Origin of the sequence: Corynebacterium sp. Marseille-P4611, assembly GCF_916618765.1 — a bacterium.
GTDB classification, from domain to species: Bacteria; Actinomycetota; Actinomycetes; order Mycobacteriales; family Mycobacteriaceae; genus Corynebacterium; species Corynebacterium marquesiae.
Map to the genome: position 1 here is coordinate 1,870,321 of NZ_CAKAKD010000001.1, position 22,012 is coordinate 1,892,332.

Consider the following 22,012-nt stretch of genomic DNA (forward strand, 5'->3'; position numbering starts at 1 on the left):
CGCTTTGGTGTGAGGGGGCATACTGGATAGAACTATGGTTGATAACGAAGCTGTGCTATCACCCGAGGATGTCATCAAGGCCGCCTCGGAGATGTTGTCGCGCCGTTTTGGTGGCACCCCGGAGATGTCGAGCGTGGAGCGCTTGGACGGTTCCGGCAATGCAATGGTTCTGCGCGCCAGGATTGCCCCTGGAGCCTTCCTGCCGCACCGCTCGGTAGTTATTAAGTACAACCCGGTTACCGGCTATGCTGTCGATGATGCTGCGATGCTGCGCGAGGTTGTGGCATATCAATTCACCACCGCGTTATCTGAGGACGTGCGGCCCGGCCCCGTGCTTCTTGCCCACGATCTGGAGCAGCGGATTATTGTGTTGACGGACTTGGGTGAGGGCGAAACGCTTGCCGACGTCCTTGTACAGTCCACCGATGACGACCGCGTGCGGGTATTGCGCTCGCTAGGCAGTGCGTTGGGGCACATGCACGCTGGAACCGCGGGCCATGAGCAAGATTATGAAACCCTGCTCAATAGGATGCTGCGCAAGAATCCGGACTTGGCCCCGCACCAGTCCGTGCGCGATGAGGCGCTGGAGCGCTCCATTGGCATCGGCCTCGACTTGCTGGATAAAGCCGGGCTTGAGGCACCGGCCAGCTTCCGGGAGCTAGCGGGTCAAGCCGCTCGATCTCTGGCATCCGGCAAGGACCGGGCATTTACTCCCTTCGACCTTTCGCCGGATAACATCATTGTGTCTCATCGCCTGCACTTCTTGGACTATGAATGGGCAGGATTCCGCAATGTTGGCTTCGACGTAGCCTGCGTTATCGCCGGATTCCCACAGTTCCTGTTCTCCAAGCCGATCACGGACGAAGAGGCAGATATCTTCATCTCTGCTTGGTCTCGTGCCGTATCTGAGGTGTGGCCGCTATTTTCTAATGCGGAAGAAATCCACGGCCTTATCGTGGCGTCGCTCATTGGCTGGGCGCTATCGAGCGTGACCACGATGCACGCCGGCGGCATCGAAGGGCTGGTTGCCCTAGCCAGGGGAGAAGCCGAGGTCGTCCATGATCCGCAGCGCTCCATTTTGCGTCCGGCCGACCACGGCCCGTTTACGGAAGATGAATTGCTTGTGCGCCGCGACCTCTATGAAACCTTTGAGGCGCTATCCCGATATGCCGCGCGCTGCGATGGACCCGCCTGCGCGCCCATCGCAGAATTTGGCAGCGCCATTGCGCGCCGCTTGGACGACGAATAGACAATCACGGTGTGCCCGCACCCTTATAGGAGGTAGCTTTCCAGTGTCTCAAGACTCATTATTTGGCGGGCCCACTTCGGAGCGCAGCGCGTCGCCGCTGCCCGGGAAGAACCTTTTCGCCACCCACGCCGGGTCCCCACTGGCGGCGCGCATGCGTCCCCAAAACCTAGATGAAGTGGTCGGGCAAGACCATCTCTTGGCCCCCGGAAAGCCATTGCGTCGCCTCGTGGAAGGCTCAGGCGAGGCCTCCGTCATCTTGTACGGGCCGCCGGGCACCGGCAAGACCACCATTGCCTCGCTCATCGCCAGCCAAATGGGGCAGAACTTCGTGGGCCTCTCCGCCCTCGATTCGGGCGTCAAGCAGGTCCGCGAGGTCATCACCCACGCCCGGCAAGAGCTCATTCAAGGCCGACGGACCGTGCTCTTTATTGATGAGGTGCACCGCTTTTCCAAAACCCAGCAGGACGCACTCCTCGCAGCCGTGGAAAATCGCACGGTATTGCTCGTAGCGGCAACTACGGAAAACCCTTCCTTCTCCGTCGTCGCGCCGCTTTTGTCGCGTTCGCTGCTGTTGCAATTGCATTCGCTAAGCGATGATGACCTGAGGGGCGTCGCTAAGCGTGCGCTCGAAAGCGACCGTGGCCTAGGTGAGCGCAACATTCGAATCACCGATGAAGCCTTGGACCAGTTGGTACTCCTCGCCGGCGGCGATGCGCGGCGTACGCTGACCTATCTTGAGGCCGCGGCCGAAGCGGTTGACGCTGGCGGGGAAATTACCCCACAAACGGTCACGGACAACGTCAATAAGGCAGTGGTGCGCTATGACCGCGACGGCGACCAACACTATGACGTGGTTTCTGCCTTTATTAAGTCCATCCGCGGCTCCGACGTGGATGCTGCGCTGCATTATCTCGCCCGTATGGTAGAGGCTGGAGAGGATCCGCGCTTTATTGCCCGGCGGCTCATTGTGCACGCCTCCGAGGACATCGGCATGGCTGATCCAACCGCGCTCCAGGTGGCCGTGGCGGCGGCCGAGGCCGCTCAGCTCATTGGCATGCCAGAAGCCCGAATCCCGCTCGCGCAAGCCACCATCCACCTGGCCACCGCGCCAAAATCGCCCTCGGTCATTTCTGCCATCACGCAAGCGCAAACCGATGTAGCCGCTGGCAAGGTCGGCCACGTCCCACCGCATCTGCGCGATGGGCACTATGAGGGCGCCAAGCGGATGGGAAATGCCGTGGGCTATGTCTATCCCCACGATGATCCCCGCGGCGTAGTGGAGCAGCAGTACCTGCCCGATGAGCTGGAGGGTTCGGTTTACTATGAACCCACCGATCACGGGGCTGAGAAGCGAGTTTATGACTATATTGGCCGCTTGCGCAGCATTATTCGTGGCAAGCGCGGCCCAGGCAAAAACGCTCGCCGGCCTCGCTGATCCCCACTGATGGGAAATCGCTGTGCAGCGAAGGGTAGAGTTGGGCGGGTTAGAAACTTCTTGATAGAAGATGAAAGCTCAGACAGTTAGGATTGTTGCTCGTGAAGACTCATGAGATCCGGGAACGGTTTACCCAGCACTTCGTCAATTCTGGTCACGAGGCAGTACCAAGCGCCTCGCTGATCCTGGATGACCCTAACCTGCTTTTCGTTAATGCCGGCATGGTTCCGTTTAAGCCCTATTTCTTGGGCCAGCAGAACCCGCCCTTTGCCAAGGGCCTTGCCACTTCCATCCAAAAGTGCGTACGTACCTTAGACATTGATGAGGTGGGTATTACCACCCGCCACAACACCTTCTTCCAGATGGCCGGCAACTTCTCCTTTGGCCAGTACTTCAAGGAAGGCGCCATCACCAATGCGTGGACCTTGCTTACCGGCTCCGTTGATGAGGGCGGCTTTGGCCTAGACCCAGAGCGCTTGTGGGTCACGGTTTACCTGGATGATGATGAGGCCGCCGAAATTTGGCGCGACAAGATCGGTGTTCCAGAAGAGCGCATTCAGCGCCTCGGCATGGAGGACAACTACTGGTCCATGGGTATCCCTGGGCCCTGTGGCCCGTGCTCCGAGATTTATTATGACCGCGGTCCGGAGTACGGCAAGGACGGCGGCCCGATTGCCGATGACAACCGTTACATGGAGATCTGGAACCTGGTCTTCATGCAAAATGAGCGCGGCGAGGGCATTGGCAAGGGCAACTTTGAGATCGTCGGCGAGCTGCCGAAGAAGAATATCGATACGGGCCTGGGCATCGAGCGCGTGGCCTGCATTTTGCAGGACGTAGACAATGTCTATGAAACGGACCTGCTGCGCCCAGTTATTGACGTAGCCGAGGAGCTTACCGGTGCCACTTATGGCGATAACGCCTCCCACGAAGACAACATCCGCTTCCGCGTGGTAGCTGACCATTCCCGTACCGGCATGATGCTCATCCTGGATGGCGTGACCCCTGGCAATGAGGGCCGCGGGTATATCCTGCGCCGCCTGCTGCGTCGCATTATCCGTTCCGCCAAGCTGCTGGGCGCTAAGGGCGCGACTATGGAGCGCTTCATGAATACGGTCATGGACACCATGACCCCGTCTTACCCGGAGATTGCGGACAACCGCGAGCGCATCCTGCGCGTTGCCGTGAATGAGGAAAAGGCCTTCCTGAAGACTCTCGAGTCCGGCACCCGCCTCTTCGATGATGCCGTCCAGGAACTCAAGTCCACTTCCCGCGCGAAGACCGCAAAGGTGCTACCGGGTGAGAAGGCCTTTGAGCTGCACGATACCTACGGTTTCCCCATCGACTTGACCTTGGAGATGGCCCAGGAAGCCGGCCTTGAGGTCGACATGGATGGCTTTAACGACGCCATGGGCGAGCAGCGCCGCCGCGCCAAGGCCGATAACCAGGCCAAGAAGCACGGCCACACCGACCTTTCTCTCTACCGCGACTGGGTAGACAATAACCCCACCGTCTTCACCGGCTTTGAGGAGCTTACTTCCGACGCCCGCGTGATCGGCCTCGTCCGCGGCGGCGAAAAGGTCGACCAGGTGCACGAGGGCGAGCAGGTTGAGGTCATCTTGGACCACACCCCGCTGTACGCCGAAGCGGGCGGCCAGATGGCAGACCGCGGCCGCATTATGGCCGGTGAGTCTTTGCTGGAGGTCAACGACGTTCAAAAGATTGGCAAGAAGCTGTGGGTACACAAGGCCACGGTTACCGCTGGCGGCCTTGACTTGGGTATGTCCGTTGAAGCGGCCGTCGACGAGCAGTGGCGCCACGGTGCTACCCAGGCACACTCTGCTACGCACCTCATTCACGCCGCACTGCGCCAGGTGCTTGGCCCCACCGCCGTCCAGGCCGGCTCCATGAACCGCCCAGGCTACCTGCGCTTTGACTTCAACTACACCGAGCAGCTCAGTCAGGCACAGCTGGAGGAGATCGCTTTGATTACCAACCAGGCAATCGATTCCAATTTTGCGGTCAACACCATTGAGACCTCCCTGGAGGAGGCCAAGGCCATGGGAGCTATGGCACTATTCGGTGAGAACTACGGCAAGGAAGTCCGCGTAGTAGAAATCGGCGGACCGTTCTCCATCGAGCTCTGCGGCGGTACCCACGTTGGTTCCTCCGCTGAAATCGGACCGGTATCCGTGCTGGGTGAGTCCTCCGTTGGCTCTGGTGCTCGCCGCATCGAGGCCTACTCCGGTTTGGATGCCTTCCGTTACTACTCCAAGGAAACTGCCTTGGTAGAAGGCGTGTCCCGCGAGCTCAAGGTGCAGACCGAGGATTTGCCGGATCGCATCGCGCAGCTGTCTGAAAAGCTCAAGGCAGCGGAGAAGGAAATTGAAACCCTGCGCAAGCAACAGCTGGCTGCGCGTGCCACCGAGTTCGTCAGCGCAGCCAAGGACATCAATGGATTCAAGGTCATTGCTCTGACCTTGCCGGAAGGCACCACCGGCGGGGACCTGCGCACCGTTGCTACGGACCTGCGCAACCGCCTGCGCGAGGAAGAAGCCGTTATCGTCTTGGGCGCCGAGGATAAGGGCAAGTTCCCGTTCATCGCGGCGGCTACGGACAAGGCCGTTGGACGCGGCGTGAAGTCCGGGGACATTGTGAAGCAGTTTGGCCAGTACGTCGACGGTCGTGGCGGCGGTAAGCCGGATATGGCTCAGGGCTCTGGTTCTACTGCAGCCGGTGCTGAGCGCGGCTTTGCAGCCGTCAAGGACATGCTCGAGTCCCTATAGGAGTTCGACCGTGGCAAAAGTGGAACCAGATACCCCGGGAGTTGATGACCCGGGGCAGGGCCGCCGGATCGCACTCGATGTCGGTACGGTACGTATTGGCGTGGCAGTGTCCAATAGGGAAGCCACGCTTGCCACTCCAGTGGAGACCGTGCACCGGGAAACCGGGTTCAAGGATCGCGATAAGGGCGATATTGACCGCATCTTGGAACTCATTGATTCCTACGATGCAGTTGAGGTCATCGTAGGGTTGCCGCGGGACTTGCAGGGAAATGGGTCCAAAAGCGTAAAACATGCTAAAGAAATTGCGTTTCGCATCCGCCGTCGGTTGAATCGAGATGCAAATATAGATAAAGTTCCACCACCAATACGTTTGGCTGATGAGCGTCTGACTACCGTGGCAGCAACCACCGCGCTGCGCGCGTCCGGCGTGTCCGAGAAGAAGGGCCGTAAAGTCATCGACCAAGCAGCAGCGGTGGAGATATTGCAGACTTGGTTAGATGGGCGCGCGAGCGCGCTACGCTCCTATGCTGCAATAGACCAGCCTTCAGACTCAGGAGACTAAAACACGTGAGCCGTAACCAAGAACGCCTTGGCCGATCGATGGAGCCGAAATACGTCAAGCGCCGCCAGCGCGGCATTGCCGTTGTCATTGCGTCCATCATCGTTATCCTTGGCGCCCTTATCTACATCGGATTCCGCCTCGGCAATACCTCCGCCGATTATGAAGGAACCGGCAACGGTACCACCCAGCTGGTGGAGGTGCCGGAAGGCTCGTCCATGTCCGAGCTCGGACCTGCATTGGTAGAAAAGAATGTGGTGAAGACGAAAGACGCTTTCGATTCTGCTGCGTCGATGAACCACAGTGCGAGCCAAATCCAGCCGGGTTTCTACCGTCTGCAGGAAGAAATGAGCGCAGACGCAGCGGTCGAGGCATTGCTGGATGAGAATAACCGCGTGGACATGCTCGAGGTGCAAGGTGGTGCCACCTTGGAGGACGTCAAGGTTGTGGGCGGAGACGTCCGCTACGGCATTTACTCCCTGATTTCTGAGGTCAGCTGCAACGATGGCAACTGCCTGAAGAAGGAGGACCTGGAAAAGGTTGCCGCCGAAACCGACCCAGCCGAGCTGGGCGCACCGCAGTGGGCCTTGGACGCTATTAATAAGCGCGGCAATGACCCCAAGCGCATTGAGGGCCTTATCGCGCCAGGCCAGTACGTCTTGGACCCCAATATGGAGGCCAAGGATATCCTCAAGGATCTCATCACCCGCTCCACCAAGCGTTACAACGAAACCAATATTGAAGAACGCGCAAAGGCCATTGGTCTGAGCCCATACGAGCTGCTCACCTCCGCTTCCTTGGTGGAGCGCGAGGCGCCAGCGGGCGAGTTAGACAAGGTTGCCCGCGTTATCCTCAACCGCTTGGACGAGCCAATGCGCCTGGAGTTTGACTCCACCGTGAACTACGGCTTGGAAGACGTTGAACTGGCCACCACCGATGAGGCCCGTGGGGAGAAGACCCCGTGGAATACCTACGCGAAGGAGGGCCTGCCGGATACCCCGATTGCTTCTCCTTCGGACGATGCAATCAAGGCCATGGAAGAGCCGGCTGAGGGCAACTGGAAGTTCTTCGTCACCGTGGACCAGGAGGGCACCACCGTATTCTCCGATACTTACGATGAGCACTTGGGCCGCGTCGATGACGCCATCCGCTCCGGCGTGCTTGACTCCAAGCGCGAAGGCGAGGGCGCTGGTTCCGGCAACGGTGACGCCGCTGCCGAGCAGCCCGCCCAGTAGAGCCACGACGACCACAAAGAGGTAGAACACCATGCCACGTGCGGCCGTCCTTGGTAGCCCCATCGAGCACTCCTTGTCTCCGGTGCTTCACAATGCTGGCTACGAGGCCGCCGGGCTGGCCGGTTGGGACTACACCCGCTGTGAAACATCGGCGGAAGGGCTTCCGGAACTGGTGGCGGCAAGCGACTCAGAGTTTGTTGGTTTCTCCGTGACCATGCCCGGAAAGTTTGCCGCCCTCCGCTTCGCGGACAGTGTAAGTGACCGGGCCCAACTGATTGGCTCGGCAAATACCTTGGTGCGCAGGGCCGACGGTTGGTTTGCAGATAATACCGATACCGAAGGCGTACGCGGTGCGCTCGGCGAACTTCTGGGGGATAATCCAGCAGCTCATGCGCTGCTTATTGGCGCTGGGGGCACCGCTCGTCCCGCGTTGTGGGCGCTAGCTGAGCGCGGGGTGAAAAAGGTTACGGTCCTCAACCGTTCCGACCGCAGCGCCGAACTTTTGCCGCTCGCCCAGAACTTAGGGCTGGAACTTTCCTTTGTCAGTTTCGACGGGGACTTATCCGCGCTGGCTCGCACTGTCGATGTCATTGTGTCCACCGTTCCAGCCGCGGCGGTGGAAGACTATGTCTTTGCCATTGCCCACGCACCGGTGCTGGACGTCATTTATGATCCTTGGCCCACGCCGCTGACCATGTGCGCGGCGGCCAATGGGTACAAGACCGTCGGCGGGCATGTCATGCTCGCGCACCAAGCATTTAGCCAGTTCGAGCAATTTACCGGGGTGGCGGCCCCGCGGGAAGAGATGCTGAAGGCATTGAACCAGGAGCTGCAGAAGCGGTCGCAGACAACTAAGTAGGAGGGGCGTCGGCAAGCGCGGCCTGCAACTCCTGTGCAGTAGAAGCTGCAGAATTCGCCATGTAGACAAAGGCGCCCAGCGTTTGCTCACAGCGTGCCTTAGTGTGATCCCTGTGCTAATAGTCGGGGGAATTATCTATTGTTTGTGGGCAGCAGCCCTGTGCTGGTGGGATGTTCGGCAGCGCCGATTGCCAGATTGGCTGACGCTTCCAGCTGCGGTGCTGTCGCTTGTCGTGGCCAATTGGAGTGGGCTGTGGTGGCCGGGGATCTACCTCGTGCTGGGGCTGGCCCATGCAGGCGTGGGTGGAGGCGACATCAAACTCGCCTGGCCCCTGGGAATGCTGGTGGGGCATGTGGCTGGGTTTATGGGTGTGGTAGCAGCAAGCGGCAGCGCGTCCCTTCTGACGCTTTTGTGGTCGGCGTGCAGTGGGCAGAAGGAGAGCCCGCATGGTCCTGCAATGCTGCTAGCGGCAACGGTCGTTATCGCATGTGCGCACCCTCTTTGAGGGGGTAAAAGAATTTATTGCGGGGCCAAGTTGGTACTGGATTGGCCAGGCCGTGCGATAATACCCGCATGCTTCGTTGGACTACTGCAGGTGAATCCCACGGCCAAGCTCTTATTTCGATGTTGGAGCACATGCCCGCTGGGGTCCCCATTACCCGCGCCGATATTTCCCATCAGCTTTCCCGGCGCCGCCTAGGTTATGGCCGCGGTGCCCGTATGAAGTTTGAGGCTGATGAGGTCACCGTGCTGGGTGGAGTCCGCCATGGACTCACCTTGGGTAGTCCCATCGCCATCATGATTGGCAATACGGAGTGGCCCAAGTGGACCACCATCATGTCGGCCGATCCTCTGGATATGGACGATGAGGACACTATTAAAGCGATGAACTCCGGCCGCGGTGCCGCCTTGACTAGGCCGCGCCCCGGGCACGCTGACTTTGCCGGAATGGTGAAGTATCGCCACAGGGAAGCGCGCCCCATCCTGGAGCGCTCCTCTGCGCGTGAGACGGCAGCGCGAGTGGCCGCAGCTACCGTTGCGCGCAATTTCCTGCGCGAAACCTTGGGCGTTGAGGTTCTCTCCCACGTGATATCTATTGGTGCTTCCGAGCCTTATCAGGGGCCTGCACCAGCGTTCGCGGACATCGAGGCTATCGATGATTCGCCGGTCCGCGCCTGCGATAAGGCAGCTGAAGCCTCCATGATTGCGGAAATTGAAGCCGCAAAGAAGCAGGGTGATACCTTGGGCGGCATCGTTGAAGTTGTGGTCGATGGCCTGCCTATCGGGCTAGGCTCGCACATTTCCGGCGATGACCGCTTGGACGCACAATTGGCCAACGCCTTGATGGGCATTCAGGCCATCAAGGGAGTGGAAATTGGCGATGGTTTTGCCGAGGCCCGTCGTCGCGGTTCCGCTGCCCACGATGAGATGGTGCGAACCGAAGAAGGCGTATCCCGCCTCAGCAACCGTGCAGGGGGACTCGAAGGCGGCATGACGAACGGACAGCAGCTGCGCGTGCGGGCGGCAATGAAGCCGATTTCTACGGTTCCGCGTGCCTTGCGCACTATTGATATGGAGTCCGGCGCTGAAGCTACTGCCATCCACCAGCGCTCAGATGTGTGCGCGGTTCCGGCGGCGGGCGTCGTTGCAGAAGCAATGGTTGCCCTCGTTCTTGCGCGGGCCGTGCTAGAAAAATTCGGTGGCGATAGCCTCGAAGAAACCTCTGCGGCCATCGCCGCGTATGATAAATACGTTTCGGACCGCCTTGCTTTTGACCAGGAGTAAGTTATGACCACCCCAACCGCCGTTACGGGACTGCCCCGTCCACGCGTTGTTTTGGTTGGCCCGCCAGGTGCGGGTAAATCCACCATTGGCCGTCGCCTTTCCCACGCCTTGAGCTGCGAACTGGTGGATTCGGATCACCTTATTGAACAGACTAAGAATAAGCCGTGCGGGGAAATTTTTAGCGAGCTAGGTGAACCTGACTTTCGCGCGCTCGAAGCCGAACACGTTGCTGCGGCACTGCGCACTGGTGGAGTAGTCAGCCTCGGCGGCGGGGCAGTGTTGACAGATTCCACCCGTGAGCTGCTGGAGCGCCATACCGTCATCTTTTTGGATATCTCCCCCGAAGAAGGCGCACGGCGTACATCCGGGGATAGCAATCGGCCGGTGCTTGCGTCCGACAATCCACTCGAGCACTACCGCAACCTCGTGGAGGTGCGGCGCCCGTATTACCAGGAGGTGGCAGATTACCGGGTACGCACTGATGCTCGGACCCCACAGCAGGTGGTGGGCGATATCCTGGGCTTCCTCGATACCTTGTAGATTCCCCGCCGCGCTAACACTAGTTCCTCGCCCCATTGGCTCGGCGGTGAACGGAAAGGACCACCATGCCCAGCATTGCCGTTAATGGACCACAGCCCTATGAAGTTCGCATTGGCACCGATCTCAACTGGGACATCGCGCAGCGCTGTGCACAGATTGGTGCAGTCCAGGCGGGCATTATCTGCCAGCCGCCGCTGCGTGCCGCGGCCGAGCGCTTAGCAGAACTCGTTGCCGCTGAAGGGGTGGAGCCTACGCTTATCGACGTCCCCGATGCCGAGGCCGCCAAGCAGCTCAACGTCATCGGCGGCGTGTGGGATCAGCTGGGGGAGAAGGGCTTTAATCGCCGTGACGTCATCATCGGCCTCGGCGGTGGCGCCACCACCGATTTGGCTGGGTTCGCCGCGGCCGGGTGGATGCGCGGCATCAAGGTCATTCAGGTGCCCACCACGCTATTGGCCATGGTTGACGCGGCCGTCGGCGGCAAAACCGGCATCAATACCGCAGCCGGCAAGAACCTCGTTGGCGCCTTTCATGAGCCAGATTCTGTGTTTGTGGATCTCGAGCGCCTCGAAACCCTGCCCGCGGCGGAAATTGTCGCTGGTTCGGCAGAAATCATTAAAACCGGATTCATCCATGACCCGGTGATCCTTGAGCGCTATGACAGTGACCCCGGCGCATGCGTGGACCCGCAGGGCCATCTTCCAGAATTGATTGAGCGCTCCATTGCGGTGAAGGCTGCGGTGGTGGGCGAGGATCTCAAAGAATCGGGCCTGCGTGAAACGCTGAACTACGGCCATACCTTTGGCCATGCTGTGGAGCGCCATGAACATTATGAATGGCGCCATGGCCACGCGGTGGCGGTGGGCATGATGTTTATCGCCCACCTAGCGCATGCGCGCGGCCTCATTGACGCGGAACTGGTGGAAAAGCACCGCCGGATCCTGCACAGCATTGGGCTGCCGACTACGTATAGGCCAGGGCAGTTCGCGGACCTGTATGAGGCAATGACCCACGATAAGAAGAACCGCGATGGACAGATCCGGTTTGTAGCCTTGACCGGGGTGGGCGAGACCACCCGTCTCGAAGGCCCCAGTACGGAAGAGCTAGAAGCGGCCTACGCCGCGATTTCGGAGTAGAAATGAAGATTATTGTCCTCAACGGCCCGAACTTGAACCGCTTGGGAAAACGGCAACCGGATGTCTACGGCTCCACCACCCTGGCGGATGTAGAGAAGATAGTCTCCTCTCGCGCCGCCGAGCGCGGGGCAGAAGTAGAGTGCTTCCAGTCCAACCATGAGGGTGAGCTCATTGAGAAGGTGCATGCCGCCGCGGATGCGGGACACCCCGTAATAATTAATCCCGGCGGATTTACCCATACCTCAGTGGCCCTGCGGGATGCCCTGGCAGAGGTAGCCGATGGCGCCGGATTCGTAGAAGTGCATATTTCTAATGTGCATGCGCGCGAGCCCTTCCGCCATCACTCCTATCTCAGCCCTATTGCCAGCGGCGTCATCGCGGGGTTGGGTGTCTTCGGCTACGTGGCGGCAGTGGACTACCTCTGCCAATAAGCCCCCACGAACGGGCTGGGCGGCAGCCGGCTAGAAAGAAATCCGCCCATCTGCGGTGGCAGGGTCGATATACTGGGTGGATACTTTCTACACCGCAGTCGACCCAGAAGGATGAAATCATGGCTTTGGCAGATACCCGTTTTAGTGACCGGCGCCGCAAGCTTGCCGCGGAACTAGCCGGCCAGCGCATCGATGCCGTTCTGGTGATCCACCTCACGCACGTGCGCTACCTTTCGGGATTCTCCGGCTCGAATGGCGGGCTACTTTTGCGCAAAGACCTTACCGCGCAGGTTGCTACCGACGGCCGGTATACCACGCAGATTGCCCGCGAAGTTCCTGATCTAGAGGCTGTCCAAGGCCGCGCGGTAGGAAAGGTACTCCTGCAGCAGTTTGCAGATGTCGAGGGGCCGGTTCGAGTCGGTTTTGAAGCCGACTACCTCTCGGTCTCTGAGCTGAAGGACCTGGAAGAGTCCGCCCCAGAGTCAGTTACCTTGGTTCCCATCGCCGGTGTCATTGAAAAAATTCGCTTGGTGAAGGATTCGCTCGAGCTAGAAAAGCTGGAAGAGATTGCCGCGCTGGCTAATCAGGCGCTGGAGGATCTACTCGCCGCTGGTGAGTTGCGTGCCGGCCGCACCGAGCGCCAGGTGGCCGCCGATTTGGAGTACCGGATGCGCATGCTCGGCTCGGAGCGGGTGAGCTTCGATACCATTGTCGCTTCTGGCCCGAATTCGGCGATGCCGCACCATGGTGCCGATGACCGGGTCATCGAGAACGGCGACCTTGTGACCATCGATTTCGGTGCGCACCTGCGCGGGTTCAACTCCGATTGCACCCGCACCTACGTCGTTGGCACGGCGAATGATTTTGCCAAGGAAATCTATGATGTGGTGCTCCGCGCCCAAAAGGCGGGCGTGGCAGCCTCGGTACCGGGCGCTAAGCTTGCCGACGTCGACGCCGCCTGCCGCGATGTCATCTCCGCCGCGGGCTACGGCGACTACTTTGTGCACTCGACAGGCCACGGCGTGGGCCTCGACGTCCACGAGGCTCCGTTCGCGGCACAGACCGGTAAGGGCGAACTCGCCGCCGGCATGACCCTGACCATCGAGCCAGGTATCTATGTGCCAGGCAAGGGCGGCGTGCGCATCGAAGATACGCTCATCATTACCGATGGCGCACCGAAGATCATTACCGCCGCGACGAAGGAATTTACTGAACTGCCCGCCTAGTGAGCCAGCACCTTGGAGTTAAGCAGCTGGGCGACGTTGCGGTTGCCCAGGTGCGTGAGGTGATTAAAGAGGTTGTGCGGTACGGAGTACTCCCACTTGCCGGAAATCCAGCGAGTGCTGTCCGGCGCGCACATGCCGTGATCAATGGAGTCGGCACGTAGGTTGTAGTACTGCACGCCGTTTGCGCGTGCTGCCTTGTACATGGCGCTATTGACGTGGTCCTCACCGGTGCGAACCAGGCCCGCGTAGTCCATGTTGAACCCGGCTTCAGAGGAACCCGGTGCGGAGGTACGCAGCGGGCATACCGCGCCATTGCGGGCGGAGATAGCGGGATAACCTACAACGGTGATGCGGGCATTCGGGGCGGCGTGGCGAATCCGCTGGATCGAATGCTTCATTCCGTCGTAGTAGGGGTTGGAAGAAGAAAGAGATGGGCGCACGATTTCCTGGAAATCATTGGCGCCGAACTGAATTAAAACATTTTTGGTGGCACCATTGAGATCATTATTGGCAATGGCTCCGTTGATCTGTTCCTGGAAGTCCTTGCGGTGCGAGTGGCCGGCGGCCTTCGCCGCAGAGCATGCATAGTTGGCTACGTGCTGACCTGAAACGCGCCCCAATTCGCGGCCAACATTACTCTGACCCTGCGGGCAACCCTGTGGGGACGGCGCGCCAGGAGCGTCTTCGATGCCGTGGGTGGCAGAAGAGAGCGTAGTGCTTGCCGAAGGGGACAGGCTCGAGGTAGTACCAATTTGGCCATAGGTTGGGTTGGCAAAGACAGAATCGCCGAACATCACAGTCTGGGCGTCTGCCGCCATGGCCTGCGGGGCGGAGAGTGCTGCTACGGCTGCGCCAGTAGCGGTAGCCGCGGCGTAAAGCTTCTTGAGAGGCATCGCAAAAATCCTTGGTAGATATGTGAAAAATTAATAAAGCAAAGTCTTATCGTACAGCGAGTTATTGCTGGATAAAAACCTTTGATTGCTCCCGCGTGTATCCGCTTTGGGCAGGCGAAAGGCCCCGAAAGCCACTCCGCAGAATACTGTGGGGCAGAAACGGGGGACCGGTAATACCCCAAGGGGCAGTTGTCCGGTAGGCTTAAACATTGTTTTCAACCTTTAGTCCACAATTTTCGGGAGTTTAACCGCAATGGCTGATACTACTGATTTCAAGAACGGCCTCGTTCTGAAGATCGACAACAAACTGATGCAGATCGTTGAGTTCCAGCACGTGAAGCCGGGCAAGGGCCCAGCCTTCGTGCGTACCAAGCTCAAGGATGTTGTCTCCGGTAAGACCGTGGACAAGACGTGGAATGCTGGCGTAAAGGTAGAGACCGCTACCGTGGACCGCCGCGATATGACCTACCTGTACAACGATGGCACCAGCTACGTTGTTATGGATGAAAAGACCTTCGAGCAGTTCGAGCTCCCGCCGGAGAAGTTCGGCGATGCCGCTCGCTTCCTGCTGGAGAACATGCGCGTTCAGGTTTCCTTCTACGAGGATGAGGCACTCTTTGCAGAACTGCCTATCTCCGTAGACCTCAAGGTAGAGCACACCGAACCTGGCCTGCAGGGTGACCGTTCTTCCGGCGGTACCAAGCCCGCCACCCTGGAAACCGGTGCTGAAATCCAGGTTCCGCTGTTTATTGAGATCGGCAATGTTCTCAAGATTGATACCCGTACCGGCGAGTACCTCTCCCGTGTTAACAACTAGGGCATTTAACTGTGTCTGATAACACCCCTAAGCGCGATATCAACTACAAGCGGCACACCGCGCGGTACCGTGCACGTCGTCGTGCCGCGGACATCCTGTACGAGGCTGAGAATCGAGACATCGATCCCGTAGCCATCGTGGAGGATCGCATCGCCTTGGCACGTGAGGATCGCAATGCGGTAGCGCCTGTGGCCGAATACACGCAGGTGATTGTCAAGGGCGTCGCTGAAGAGCTGGATGCCATCGATGACACCATCTCTCGCTTCCTTGCGGAGGACTGGGAGCTGCACCGTATTCCCGCAGTAGACCGCGCTATCCTGCGCGTTTCGGTTTGGGAGCTACTCTTCAATCCCGATATTCCTACCGCTACTGCGGTCGTGGAAGGTGTGGAAATCGCCTCTCAGTACTCCAATGAGCAGGCAGCACCGTATATCCACGCGGTATTGGACGATGTGGCGCAGTCCCGCTCCGCCGAAAGCCCGATGTCTGCAGAACACCAGGGCCTAGAGGAAGAGGAACACGATGCTGCTGCGGCTAAGGACACGACGGATGCCGTTCCACCAGCCGAATCGGCAGAGACTGCGAGCAACGCAACCGCGACTGATGAGGATTCTGAATCTGCGGAAGACTCGGCCGAGTAGCACCGTCGAGTAGTACTCGCGCCCTTTTATCGTGAGCCAATTTTCCGCCTGCGGTCGGCTTGGTAGAAACACCAGGCTGGCGGCGGGCGGTATTTTGTACCATGGCAGGCATGGGCAAATTCAAGATTCATGATGCGCTGGGTCTGAGAGCAGGGAAGAACTTCCGCCTCGCTGATGTAGACCCTGCCGCTACGCCAGGTTTTAGTGGCTCTAAGGCCGATCTTGCTGCTCGCTTTGCACGTTACGACGAAGAGCTTTATGAGCTCCAAGAGCGTCTTTTTGCTAATGGCCGCGCGCATGAAGGTAGCGCGCCGTCTTTACTGGTGGTTTTGCAAGGGATGGATACCTCCGGCAAGGGCGGCGCCATCCGTAATGTCTTTTCGGTCTTTGACCCGCAAGGCACCAAAACTGTGGGCTTTGGCAAACCGACGGACGAGGAATTGGCGCACGACTTTTTGTGGCGCATTCGCAAACATGACCCCTTGCCGGGCCAGATTGTGGCGTTCGACCGCTCCCATTATGAAGATGTGCTCATCCAGCGGGTACATAAATGGGTAGACGAAGACGAAGTGGACCGCCGTTTTACAGCCATACGGGACTATGAGCAGGAACTTGCCGGCCGCAACGTTAAGATTTTAAAGATATTTCTGCATATCTCTCCGCAGTTCCAAAAAGAAAACCTCCTGGAGCGCACCGAACGCGAGGACAAATATTGGAAATACGATCCATCCGATATTGAGGAGCGCGGATTTTGGGACGAGTACATGGCTGCTTATGAAGATGCCATTCGCCGAACAGATGAAATCTGGGCACCGTGGTATGTCCTCCCCACGGACAATAAGAAATACGCCCGCATGGCGTTGAAATTCCTCATCGTGGACGCGTTGCGCCACCTAGAGCTTTCTTGGCCTGCACCGGATTTTGATCCTGAGCAAGAACGCCAACGCATTCTCGACGCCGAGTGAATGTCCACAAGAAAAGCTCCCTTTCTGCCGCCCAATCCCGCATGAGGAATGGAAGGCTAAGGGAGCTTGTTTCTTAGGCGGCGTTAGTTAACTCGTGGCATCTCCAGCACCGGAGTTATTGCCTTCCGTGCCGGCTTTGCCAGCAGTTTCGGAGCCAAGCTTGGCCATTTCTTCCGCAGCAGAGACCATGGCGTCCTGTCCACGGATTACGCCGTCTACTGCAGATTTCAAGGCTGCCTGCAGCTGCTCATCGGTCATGCCGGCAGCGGCAGGGATATCGCGCTCGGTGCGCACCACGAGCATGTCATCGTGCTCCGAGATAACTGCACGCGCACCGAAGGCGACGGAGTTGATCTGGTTAGCCGCGAGAAAGAGGCCGGCGTCGGCCTTGGAATAGGCGGCGTCGGTAGGCACATCGCAACGGACAATAACCACAGAATCAAGGACCGCGAACATAGTGGGCAGGCCATTGAGGTTGGCGGTAGCTGCCTCAATATCGCTGTCCATCTTGGTCAATTCGATATCGAAGCTGCGCATGGCCTCGACAACGCGGTCAAGGGTAATCTCCGGCAGGTTGTTTTCGGTAGAGGCATTAGTCATGGTTGTGCTCCTCCCAAGTCACGAGCTGTGGGTAGTGTTCTTCCACGAAGGCGAACGACTGCAGCATAGAATCCAGCGTGGACATCACGAAGGCGCCGATCTGATTGCGGGACAAACCGTGGGCAATGTTGATCTCGCGCACGCCGGAAACGGCGAGGTTATTCTCGGCAGCTTCAAAGAAGCGCAGGGTCGGCGCGAAGTGCTGCTGGTTCCACTGGTTGAGCATCGTCAACAGGGTTGGTCCCTCAGAAGAAGGCACATTGCCGCGCCAAACGGAATCCGCCACGAGCACATCATCGCGCACCTGCATGGCGATGGCGACGTTGGAGAATCCCGTGCGCAGAATCTGCACGGTCTCTTCCTCGCTCACTGGCTGCTCTTCGAGGCGGTATTCCAGGTTCTCGGATTCAAAGATCTCGCCGATGCGCTCGAGAGTTACGGGCTCTACCGGCGTATCGGGATACAGGGTTGGTTCTTCAGACACTTAAGTAGTCTCAATCCATGTACTAATCGGGGATAAAGGTCAACCTTTACTAGTTTACCTAACTGAACTGATGCTTTCCGCCCGTCCAGGAATGCCGCGGGTCTTGTCCGTCACTCGGCTCACAACTCGACGTGGCCGACGGCCGATTGAGCCGGGCCGCAGTTTCCCATTCCGCAAGTCCAGTGGTGCACATACGTGTTAGTGGACTGCCCAGCTGAGGACGGACAGCGGTCAAACGCATGGCAATCACTAGGCTCGAGCATCTGAGCGAGACAAACCACAGTGGAGCCCACCCTCGCTGCTACCTCGGAGTCCATGAGTCTCTCCGATTTCTCTCAGCTCGTCCCCCGGCGTGATCATTTCCTGCCGTGACGAGCACTGGCTGGTCAGCAACGTCGCGCTTACCGCTGATGGTTTCCGAATTCGTGCGCGTGGTGTGAGTGATTACGTGCGTGATACAACGGCCACTTTCTTCACCGCACTTGATGATATTGCGGTTTTCGACCCGGCCAATGTCGCGGTGACCCCGGGTGAGTCTTCGCTTTTTCGGCATATTCGCTTGTGGTTGGAGTCGACGCTGCGCCGCACGCCGGTGCCGCTGTACCAAAAGCAGCTGGAGGTGGCCACGCAGATGCTGGCGGACCCGCTGGATTATCAGCTGTCTGCGGTGAAGTTGGCGCTTTCAGATGAGCGCCTGTAGAGGCAGGAGGAGGATGCCGGCGCCCATGGCTGTCCCAAACAGCGCGAGCACCCAACTCCAGGCGGGGCCTTCGGACTTGGTGGCTGCACTGCTTATCCGCGCCGACCCTGCCCACTATCGCCGGTGCCATTTGCGTGGGGCTTGGAACTAGTCATCGATTCTACTTTCTAAAACTCCACCTCGTTGCGGAAATCGAGCGGGTCATACAGTGGCTGCAGTCCCGGCCGCGACCGAGCTCGTCCGAGCCAATCGCTAATATTTCTATGACTGCGGCTCTCAATTTCTTAGTGATGCTTAGTGGTGCAGTTTGGCGACAAGCTCCTCATGGTGCCTCTTAGCTTCATCTCCTCACAGGATATCGTCGAAAAGCAGCTCTCTACGGTTGCTCGGTGTAAGCCGCTCATGCGCGCGCTCGGTACACGCCCCATCGCCCGGCGGAGCTTGCCAACGCCCCGTCCCTCCACCACTGCGACGACTCTAACGGTGGCGGGCATCGCGGCCCGCTAGCGAGTCGGGGGTATAACTTGGGGTGGGATGGTGCCTCTGCGCGAATTTTAGGGTTCGGGGCGTGAGGGTGTAGGTACGGCGTGCAGCGCACGGGGGGGAGTAAGGCGTTTCTGCTACTGAGAATCGAAGTCCTCAACGATGAGGCTTGCAGCATGCTCGCGGAGGTAGTCGCGCATGTATGGCAAAGCGAAGTCGACTTCGCCGTGGCCGGTGGTGGTGATCATTTCGGCGTCGAGAAGCCGGCGGCGGTAGTTGCCCACATAAGAATCTGTTTTATTGAAGCGAGCCTTGATATCCGATATTTTGGTGGGGCCATCATTTTGGGCCATGTAAACCAAGAAGCTTCGGTCGACGTTCGAGAGGTCCGATAGTGCCGGCTCGTGGACAAGCTGGCCGAGCTTGCGCTGCGCAGTTGCGACTGCTCGCTGAGCAGAGTCAATGGAGATTTCGGAGCCGTCATCCGAAATGCGTTCTTTTTCCCTAAATGAGCATTGGCCAACGAGTTGAATCATGAATGGGTAACCATGACATGCCTCGACTGCGGTTTTAAGAGCGTCCTGTGACCATGAGGTTGCGGCGCTGTGGAGGGGCTCTTCCAATGCTTCACGAACATCCGAATCGGAGACTCTACCTAGCTCAATGCGGTTTGCGCGGCGAAGGAAAGTGACTGGATTGGCATCGCCGTGGCTGTTTATCTTCCCGGAAAGCAGCGGCCTGATTGAAGATGGGATGCCCGCCATGACTACGGAAATGTCTTCACCCTCACGGATGAGGTGCTGTATTGTGGCCCCGAACTCTATGAGCTCTTGGCTGCGTTGGTGGTGCATCTCATCCAGAGTTACGAGCACTCCGCCGGGCTCCTGGCGGGCTTTCCGGTCCAGTTCGCGTTTATAAGCCAGCAGATCCTTAAGCGCATTGCGTAGCGAGTATGTTGATTCCGCGATAGCGCGGGTATCCCAATTAAGTCCGCCGCCAATGCCGAGGATGGAGACGTTGAGCCCCTTGAGTTGCTTCCTGTCCTGGGACAGGCGTTGGATAATGCTGCTGCGGAAGCGCTCAACAAAACCGGTTGTTGCAGTATCGCTGAGCGTGAGCCAGCCGCGCGCGAGTGCTTCATCTTCGAAAGCGTTGAGCAGGACGGTTTTCCCGATGCCGCGGGGGCCAATGATGAGAGAGATTCTCTCATGGGCGCCGGGTCCCTCATCGAGTGCAAAACCGAAATCATCAATGGCATCGCTGCGACCAACCAGCAACGGGGGAGTCGCGCCAAGGGTGGCTGTAAAGGGATTGGTGTGCTTTGGCTTCATGCTCTCACTATAAGCCACAAGGTTTTTGAAGTCTTGTGAAGTTTATGAAGTTTTTGAAGTTTGTGAAGTTTATGAAGAGCTTTGAAATTTGAAAGAGGGGCCGCGCCGCTAAGCAACGAGAAGTGGTGGCGCAACTCCAGAGCGATAGGGAAGCAAGGAGGATTCCCAGCCTTCTGCGTAGGGGCTTCCTTAAAGGTCGTAGGGGCGTCCTTAAAGGTTGGGGACGACCGGACGTTAGTGTGAATTGTTGGCGCAGCCGGAATAACTGTGTGGCTTCGACGACCTTTCCATCGACGATACGGAGGACAGCGGTGCCGCTGAATCGGATAGTTCGTCCTGTCGCGGAAGGTCATGCGTTATCCAGAAGCTCAAGTTGCAGACCAGTTCAGTCAGGTAAAACCTGAGGTCCAACTTTCTAGAACAGTCGCCAACCTCGTAATCCCGGCCGGCTCCTCAAGCTCTAATAGGAATCGCTTACAGTCGAGTCCACCCCCATATCCGGTCAACGATCCGCCCGCACCGACCACGCGGTGGCAAGGGGCCACGATGCTCACCGGGTTACGCCCAACTGCCTGGCCGACGCATTGAGCGAGCCTGCGGTTGCCCAGACGCTCCGCGAGTACACCGTAGGTCGTGGTCTCGCCGTAGGGGATCGCGCACAGCATGGCCCACACTCGCTCCGAAAACTCGTCCCCCTGCGTCCGCACCGAAAGATCGAATGTCTTGCGTTCACCGGCGAGATATTCGTCCAGTTCTGCCTTCGCAAGCACAAACACGTCATCCGTGTCCGCGTCGACACGCTCTCCGGACAATGAAGCCTCTGGAAGATGCCAATGCTTCGGAAAATACAACCCAGTCAACTGTTCGCCATCCGCGACCAATGTCAGGTCACCCAGCGTCGTCTCAATCTGTGTGTGGCGTAGGTGCGTCATGGTTATTACCTTTCCTCATTCACCGTGAAGACGCTCTAGGAACAGAAAACGTGAGATGACATCTACTATTACTCACTTGATCATGCTTTGCCGTCCTCAACGGAAGGAGCAATTCGGCACTGGCAAACGCAGCCGCAGTGTAGAGGCTAAGGACCCGCACAGGCGCTTTCGGATGCTGAGCGTGTGCCCATGCTGGAGAAAGTAAATGTCAAGTTGCGTGGGGCTGCGAAATATTTTGTGGAAGAGACAGGCTGGTGAACCGCTTCGCGGACTACTTGTAGACCAAGCCCCCGCACACAAAGAATCGGACACTCTCCCCTCTGGACTATGCTACTGCGATTCTGGAAGGCACTGAAAGGGTGGACTCCGAAGAAGACGTGGATGAGCTCACCGGATACCATTCAGTGCGCCAGGGACCGGCACCCATTGTGCTGCATTCGACCTCCAAGGCGGAGGAAGCTGCAGTACTTGCCGCGCATATCAAGGAGTGGACCCAAGGCGAGGAAAACGTCTCAATCGGTGTGCTCACCCGCACTAATCAGCGTGGTGAAGAAATTGCCCGCCAGTTGGGCGAGCACGATGTCGCTGTCAGCGCTGGCCGCCGTACCTCCACGGAGCGCCCGGTGGCGGTCATGACGATGCACAACGCCAAGGGCTTGGAGTTTACCCACGTCATCCTCCTCGATGTTAATGCCGAGGCTCTCCCGCAGCGCTACCTGTTTAAAGGGCTGGCCCCCGCCGAGGCTGATGAGGCGCTCCAGCGCGAGCGCGCACTGCTCTACGTTGCGGCCTCGCGTGCGCGCGATATGCTGCTGGTCAGCGTGGTGGGGGAGGCATCGGAATTGTTGCCTGCGTAGCGCATCTCCTCTATCCCCCTTGGGATGTGGGCTGCGCGGCGGGTCAGCTGGAGTACTCGAATTGCCCG

General features: G+C 58.7%; 22 protein-coding genes. 17 read left to right on the forward strand and 5 right to left on the reverse strand.

The genetic code is table 11. From position 1 onward, the window contains the following. The first annotated feature begins 34 nt into the window (after positions 1-34). The 12 genes from LG376_RS08990 to LG376_RS09045 all read left to right on the forward strand — a co-directional run bounded on the left by LG376_RS08990 (position 35) and on the right by LG376_RS09045 (position 13,241). Positions 35-1,249 (forward strand): phosphotransferase, encoded by a 1,215-nt coding sequence (locus LG376_RS08990; protein WP_225746889.1) that lies wholly within the window; start codon positions 35-37, stop codon positions 1,247-1,249. Positions 1,250-1,292: 43 nt separating this feature from the next. Beyond that, on the forward strand, positions 1,293-2,684 hold the full coding sequence (locus LG376_RS08995) for a replication-associated recombination protein A (RefSeq protein WP_225746890.1): 1,392 nt from the start codon (positions 1,293-1,295) through the stop codon (positions 2,682-2,684). Between the two features lie 101 nt (positions 2,685-2,785). Further along, positions 2,786-5,470: an alanine--tRNA ligase gene (alaS, locus tag LG376_RS09000; protein WP_198493135.1), complete on the forward strand. Its 2,685-nt coding sequence runs from the start codon at positions 2,786-2,788 to the stop codon at positions 5,468-5,470. A 10-nt stretch (positions 5,471-5,480) separates the two neighbouring features. Next, entirely contained in the window at positions 5,481-6,032 is a 552-nt protein-coding gene (gene ruvX / locus LG376_RS09005) for a Holliday junction resolvase RuvX (RefSeq protein WP_225746891.1), read from the forward strand. Between the two features lie 38 nt (positions 6,033-6,070). Continuing rightward, positions 6,071-7,264 (forward strand): endolytic transglycosylase MltG, encoded by a 1,194-nt coding sequence (gene mltG, locus LG376_RS09010; protein WP_225747378.1) that lies wholly within the window; start codon positions 6,071-6,073, stop codon positions 7,262-7,264. A 31-nt stretch (positions 7,265-7,295) separates the two neighbouring features. Continuing rightward, positions 7,296-8,123: a shikimate dehydrogenase gene (locus LG376_RS09015; protein ID WP_225746892.1), complete on the forward strand. Its 828-nt coding sequence runs from the start codon at positions 7,296-7,298 to the stop codon at positions 8,121-8,123. Between the two features lie 112 nt (positions 8,124-8,235). After that, complete coding sequence (locus LG376_RS09020; protein WP_225746893.1) at positions 8,236-8,628, forward strand: A24 family peptidase; 393 nt, start codon at positions 8,236-8,238, stop codon at positions 8,626-8,628. A 68-nt stretch (positions 8,629-8,696) separates the two neighbouring features. After that, complete coding sequence (gene aroC, locus LG376_RS09025; RefSeq protein ID WP_198493131.1) at positions 8,697-9,908, forward strand: chorismate synthase; 1,212 nt, start codon at positions 8,697-8,699, stop codon at positions 9,906-9,908. A 3-nt stretch (positions 9,909-9,911) separates the two neighbouring features. Then, positions 9,912-10,448 carry a shikimate kinase gene (locus tag LG376_RS09030; RefSeq protein WP_198493130.1) on the forward strand — a complete coding sequence of 179 codons (537 nt, stop codon included), beginning with the start codon at positions 9,912-9,914 and terminating at the stop codon, positions 10,446-10,448. Positions 10,449-10,513: 65 nt separating this feature from the next. Then, complete coding sequence (gene aroB / locus LG376_RS09035) at positions 10,514-11,584, forward strand: 3-dehydroquinate synthase (RefSeq protein ID WP_198493129.1); 1,071 nt, start codon at positions 10,514-10,516, stop codon at positions 11,582-11,584. Between the two features lie 2 nt (positions 11,585-11,586). Further along, positions 11,587-12,015 (forward strand): type II 3-dehydroquinate dehydratase, encoded by a 429-nt coding sequence (gene aroQ, locus LG376_RS09040; RefSeq protein ID WP_198493128.1) that lies wholly within the window; start codon positions 11,587-11,589, stop codon positions 12,013-12,015. A 119-nt stretch (positions 12,016-12,134) separates the two neighbouring features. Beyond that, positions 12,135-13,241 carry an aminopeptidase P family protein gene (locus LG376_RS09045; RefSeq protein ID WP_198493127.1) on the forward strand — a complete coding sequence of 369 codons (1,107 nt, stop codon included), beginning with the start codon at positions 12,135-12,137 and terminating at the stop codon, positions 13,239-13,241. On the opposite strand, the gene LG376_RS09050 is transcribed toward LG376_RS09045, so the two are convergent. Then, positions 13,238-14,134 (reverse strand): GDSL-type esterase/lipase family protein, encoded by an 897-nt coding sequence (locus LG376_RS09050; protein WP_225746894.1) that lies wholly within the window; start codon positions 14,132-14,134, stop codon positions 13,238-13,240. The two genes, LG376_RS09045 and LG376_RS09050, sit on opposite strands and share 4 nt — an antisense overlap. Before the next feature lie 253 nt (positions 14,135-14,387). Here LG376_RS09050 and efp point away from each other — a divergent pair, with 253 nt between their 5' ends. The 3 genes from efp to LG376_RS09065 all read left to right on the forward strand — a co-directional run bounded on the left by efp (position 14,388) and on the right by LG376_RS09065 (position 16,557). Then, a complete protein-coding gene (efp, locus tag LG376_RS09055) occupies positions 14,388-14,951 on the forward strand; it encodes an elongation factor P (RefSeq protein ID WP_023021466.1) in 564 nt (187 codons plus the stop codon). A gap of 11 nt (positions 14,952-14,962) precedes the next feature. Beyond that, positions 14,963-15,592 carry a transcription antitermination factor NusB gene (gene nusB, locus LG376_RS09060; RefSeq protein WP_198493125.1) on the forward strand — a complete coding sequence of 210 codons (630 nt, stop codon included), beginning with the start codon at positions 14,963-14,965 and terminating at the stop codon, positions 15,590-15,592. Between the two features lie 110 nt (positions 15,593-15,702). Further along, complete coding sequence (locus LG376_RS09065) at positions 15,703-16,557, forward strand: PPK2 family polyphosphate kinase (protein WP_198493124.1); 855 nt, start codon at positions 15,703-15,705, stop codon at positions 16,555-16,557. 87 nt (positions 16,558-16,644) lie between these two features. Here the strand turns inward: LG376_RS09065 and LG376_RS09070 are convergent, their stop codons facing one another. Both LG376_RS09070 and LG376_RS09075 read right to left on the reverse strand, forming a co-directional pair. After that, positions 16,645-17,157: a YbjN domain-containing protein gene (locus LG376_RS09070; RefSeq protein WP_198493123.1), complete on the reverse strand. Its 513-nt coding sequence runs from the start codon at positions 17,155-17,157 to the stop codon at positions 16,645-16,647. Then, positions 17,150-17,641, reverse strand: a complete 492-nt coding sequence (locus LG376_RS09075) for a YbjN domain-containing protein (protein ID WP_198493122.1) — start codon at positions 17,639-17,641, stop codon at positions 17,150-17,152. Before LG376_RS09075 ends, LG376_RS09070 begins: the two co-directional genes overlap by 8 nt. A 352-nt stretch (positions 17,642-17,993) precedes the next feature. Here LG376_RS09075 and LG376_RS09080 point away from each other — a divergent pair, with 352 nt between their 5' ends. Continuing rightward, entirely contained in the window at positions 17,994-18,341 is a 348-nt protein-coding gene (locus tag LG376_RS09080; protein ID WP_225746895.1) for a hypothetical protein, read from the forward strand. A gap of 620 nt (positions 18,342-18,961) precedes the next feature. Here the strand turns inward: LG376_RS09080 and LG376_RS09085 are convergent. Continuing rightward, entirely contained in the window at positions 18,962-20,155 is a 1,194-nt protein-coding gene (locus tag LG376_RS09085; protein WP_198493119.1) for an ATP-binding protein, read from the reverse strand. A 389-nt stretch (positions 20,156-20,544) separates the two neighbouring features. Continuing rightward, positions 20,545-21,087: a methylated-DNA--[protein]-cysteine S-methyltransferase gene (locus LG376_RS09090; protein WP_225746896.1), complete on the reverse strand. Its 543-nt coding sequence runs from the start codon at positions 21,085-21,087 to the stop codon at positions 20,545-20,547. A 359-nt stretch (positions 21,088-21,446) separates the two neighbouring features. On the opposite strand from LG376_RS09090, the gene LG376_RS09095 reads away from it, so the two are divergent. After that, positions 21,447-21,944, forward strand: a complete 498-nt coding sequence (locus tag LG376_RS09095; RefSeq protein WP_225746897.1) for a 3'-5' exonuclease — start codon at positions 21,447-21,449, stop codon at positions 21,942-21,944. Positions 21,945-22,012 lie beyond the last annotated feature (68 nt).

What these genes read in the sequence shown, in the direction of transcription:
- LG376_RS09045 (WP_198493127.1), top strand. Translation starts at nt 12,135, where the DNA reads ATGGCTTTGGCAGATACCCGTTTTAGTGACCGGCGCCGCAAGCTTGCC.
- LG376_RS09065 (WP_198493124.1), top strand. Translation starts at nt 15,703, where the DNA reads ATGGGCAAATTCAAGATTCATGATGCGCTGGGTCTGAGAGCAGGGAAG.
- aroB (WP_198493129.1), top strand. Translation starts at nt 10,514, where the DNA reads ATGCCCAGCATTGCCGTTAATGGACCACAGCCCTATGAAGTTCGCATT.
- efp (WP_023021466.1), top strand. Translation starts at nt 14,388, where the DNA reads ATGGCTGATACTACTGATTTCAAGAACGGCCTCGTTCTGAAGATCGAC.
- aroQ (WP_198493128.1), top strand. Translation starts at nt 11,587, where the DNA reads ATGAAGATTATTGTCCTCAACGGCCCGAACTTGAACCGCTTGGGAAAA.
- LG376_RS09085 (WP_198493119.1), bottom strand. Translation starts at nt 20,155, where the DNA reads ATGAAGCCAAAGCACACCAATCCCTTTACAGCCACCCTTGGCGCGACT.
- LG376_RS09030 (WP_198493130.1), top strand. Translation starts at nt 9,912, where the DNA reads ATGACCACCCCAACCGCCGTTACGGGACTGCCCCGTCCACGCGTTGTT.
- aroC (WP_198493131.1), top strand. Translation starts at nt 8,697, where the DNA reads ATGCTTCGTTGGACTACTGCAGGTGAATCCCACGGCCAAGCTCTTATT.
- LG376_RS09050 (WP_225746894.1), bottom strand. Translation starts at nt 14,134, where the DNA reads ATGCCTCTCAAGAAGCTTTACGCCGCGGCTACCGCTACTGGCGCAGCC.
- LG376_RS09015 (WP_225746892.1), top strand. Translation starts at nt 7,296, where the DNA reads ATGCCACGTGCGGCCGTCCTTGGTAGCCCCATCGAGCACTCCTTGTCT.
- LG376_RS08990 (WP_225746889.1), top strand. Translation starts at nt 35, where the DNA reads ATGGTTGATAACGAAGCTGTGCTATCACCCGAGGATGTCATCAAGGCC.
- LG376_RS09090 (WP_225746896.1), bottom strand. Translation starts at nt 21,087, where the DNA reads ATGACGCACCTACGCCACACACAGATTGAGACGACGCTGGGTGACCTG.
- LG376_RS09070 (WP_198493123.1), bottom strand. Translation starts at nt 17,157, where the DNA reads ATGACTAATGCCTCTACCGAAAACAACCTGCCGGAGATTACCCTTGAC.
- mltG (WP_225747378.1), top strand. Translation starts at nt 6,071, where the DNA reads ATGGAGCCGAAATACGTCAAGCGCCGCCAGCGCGGCATTGCCGTTGTC.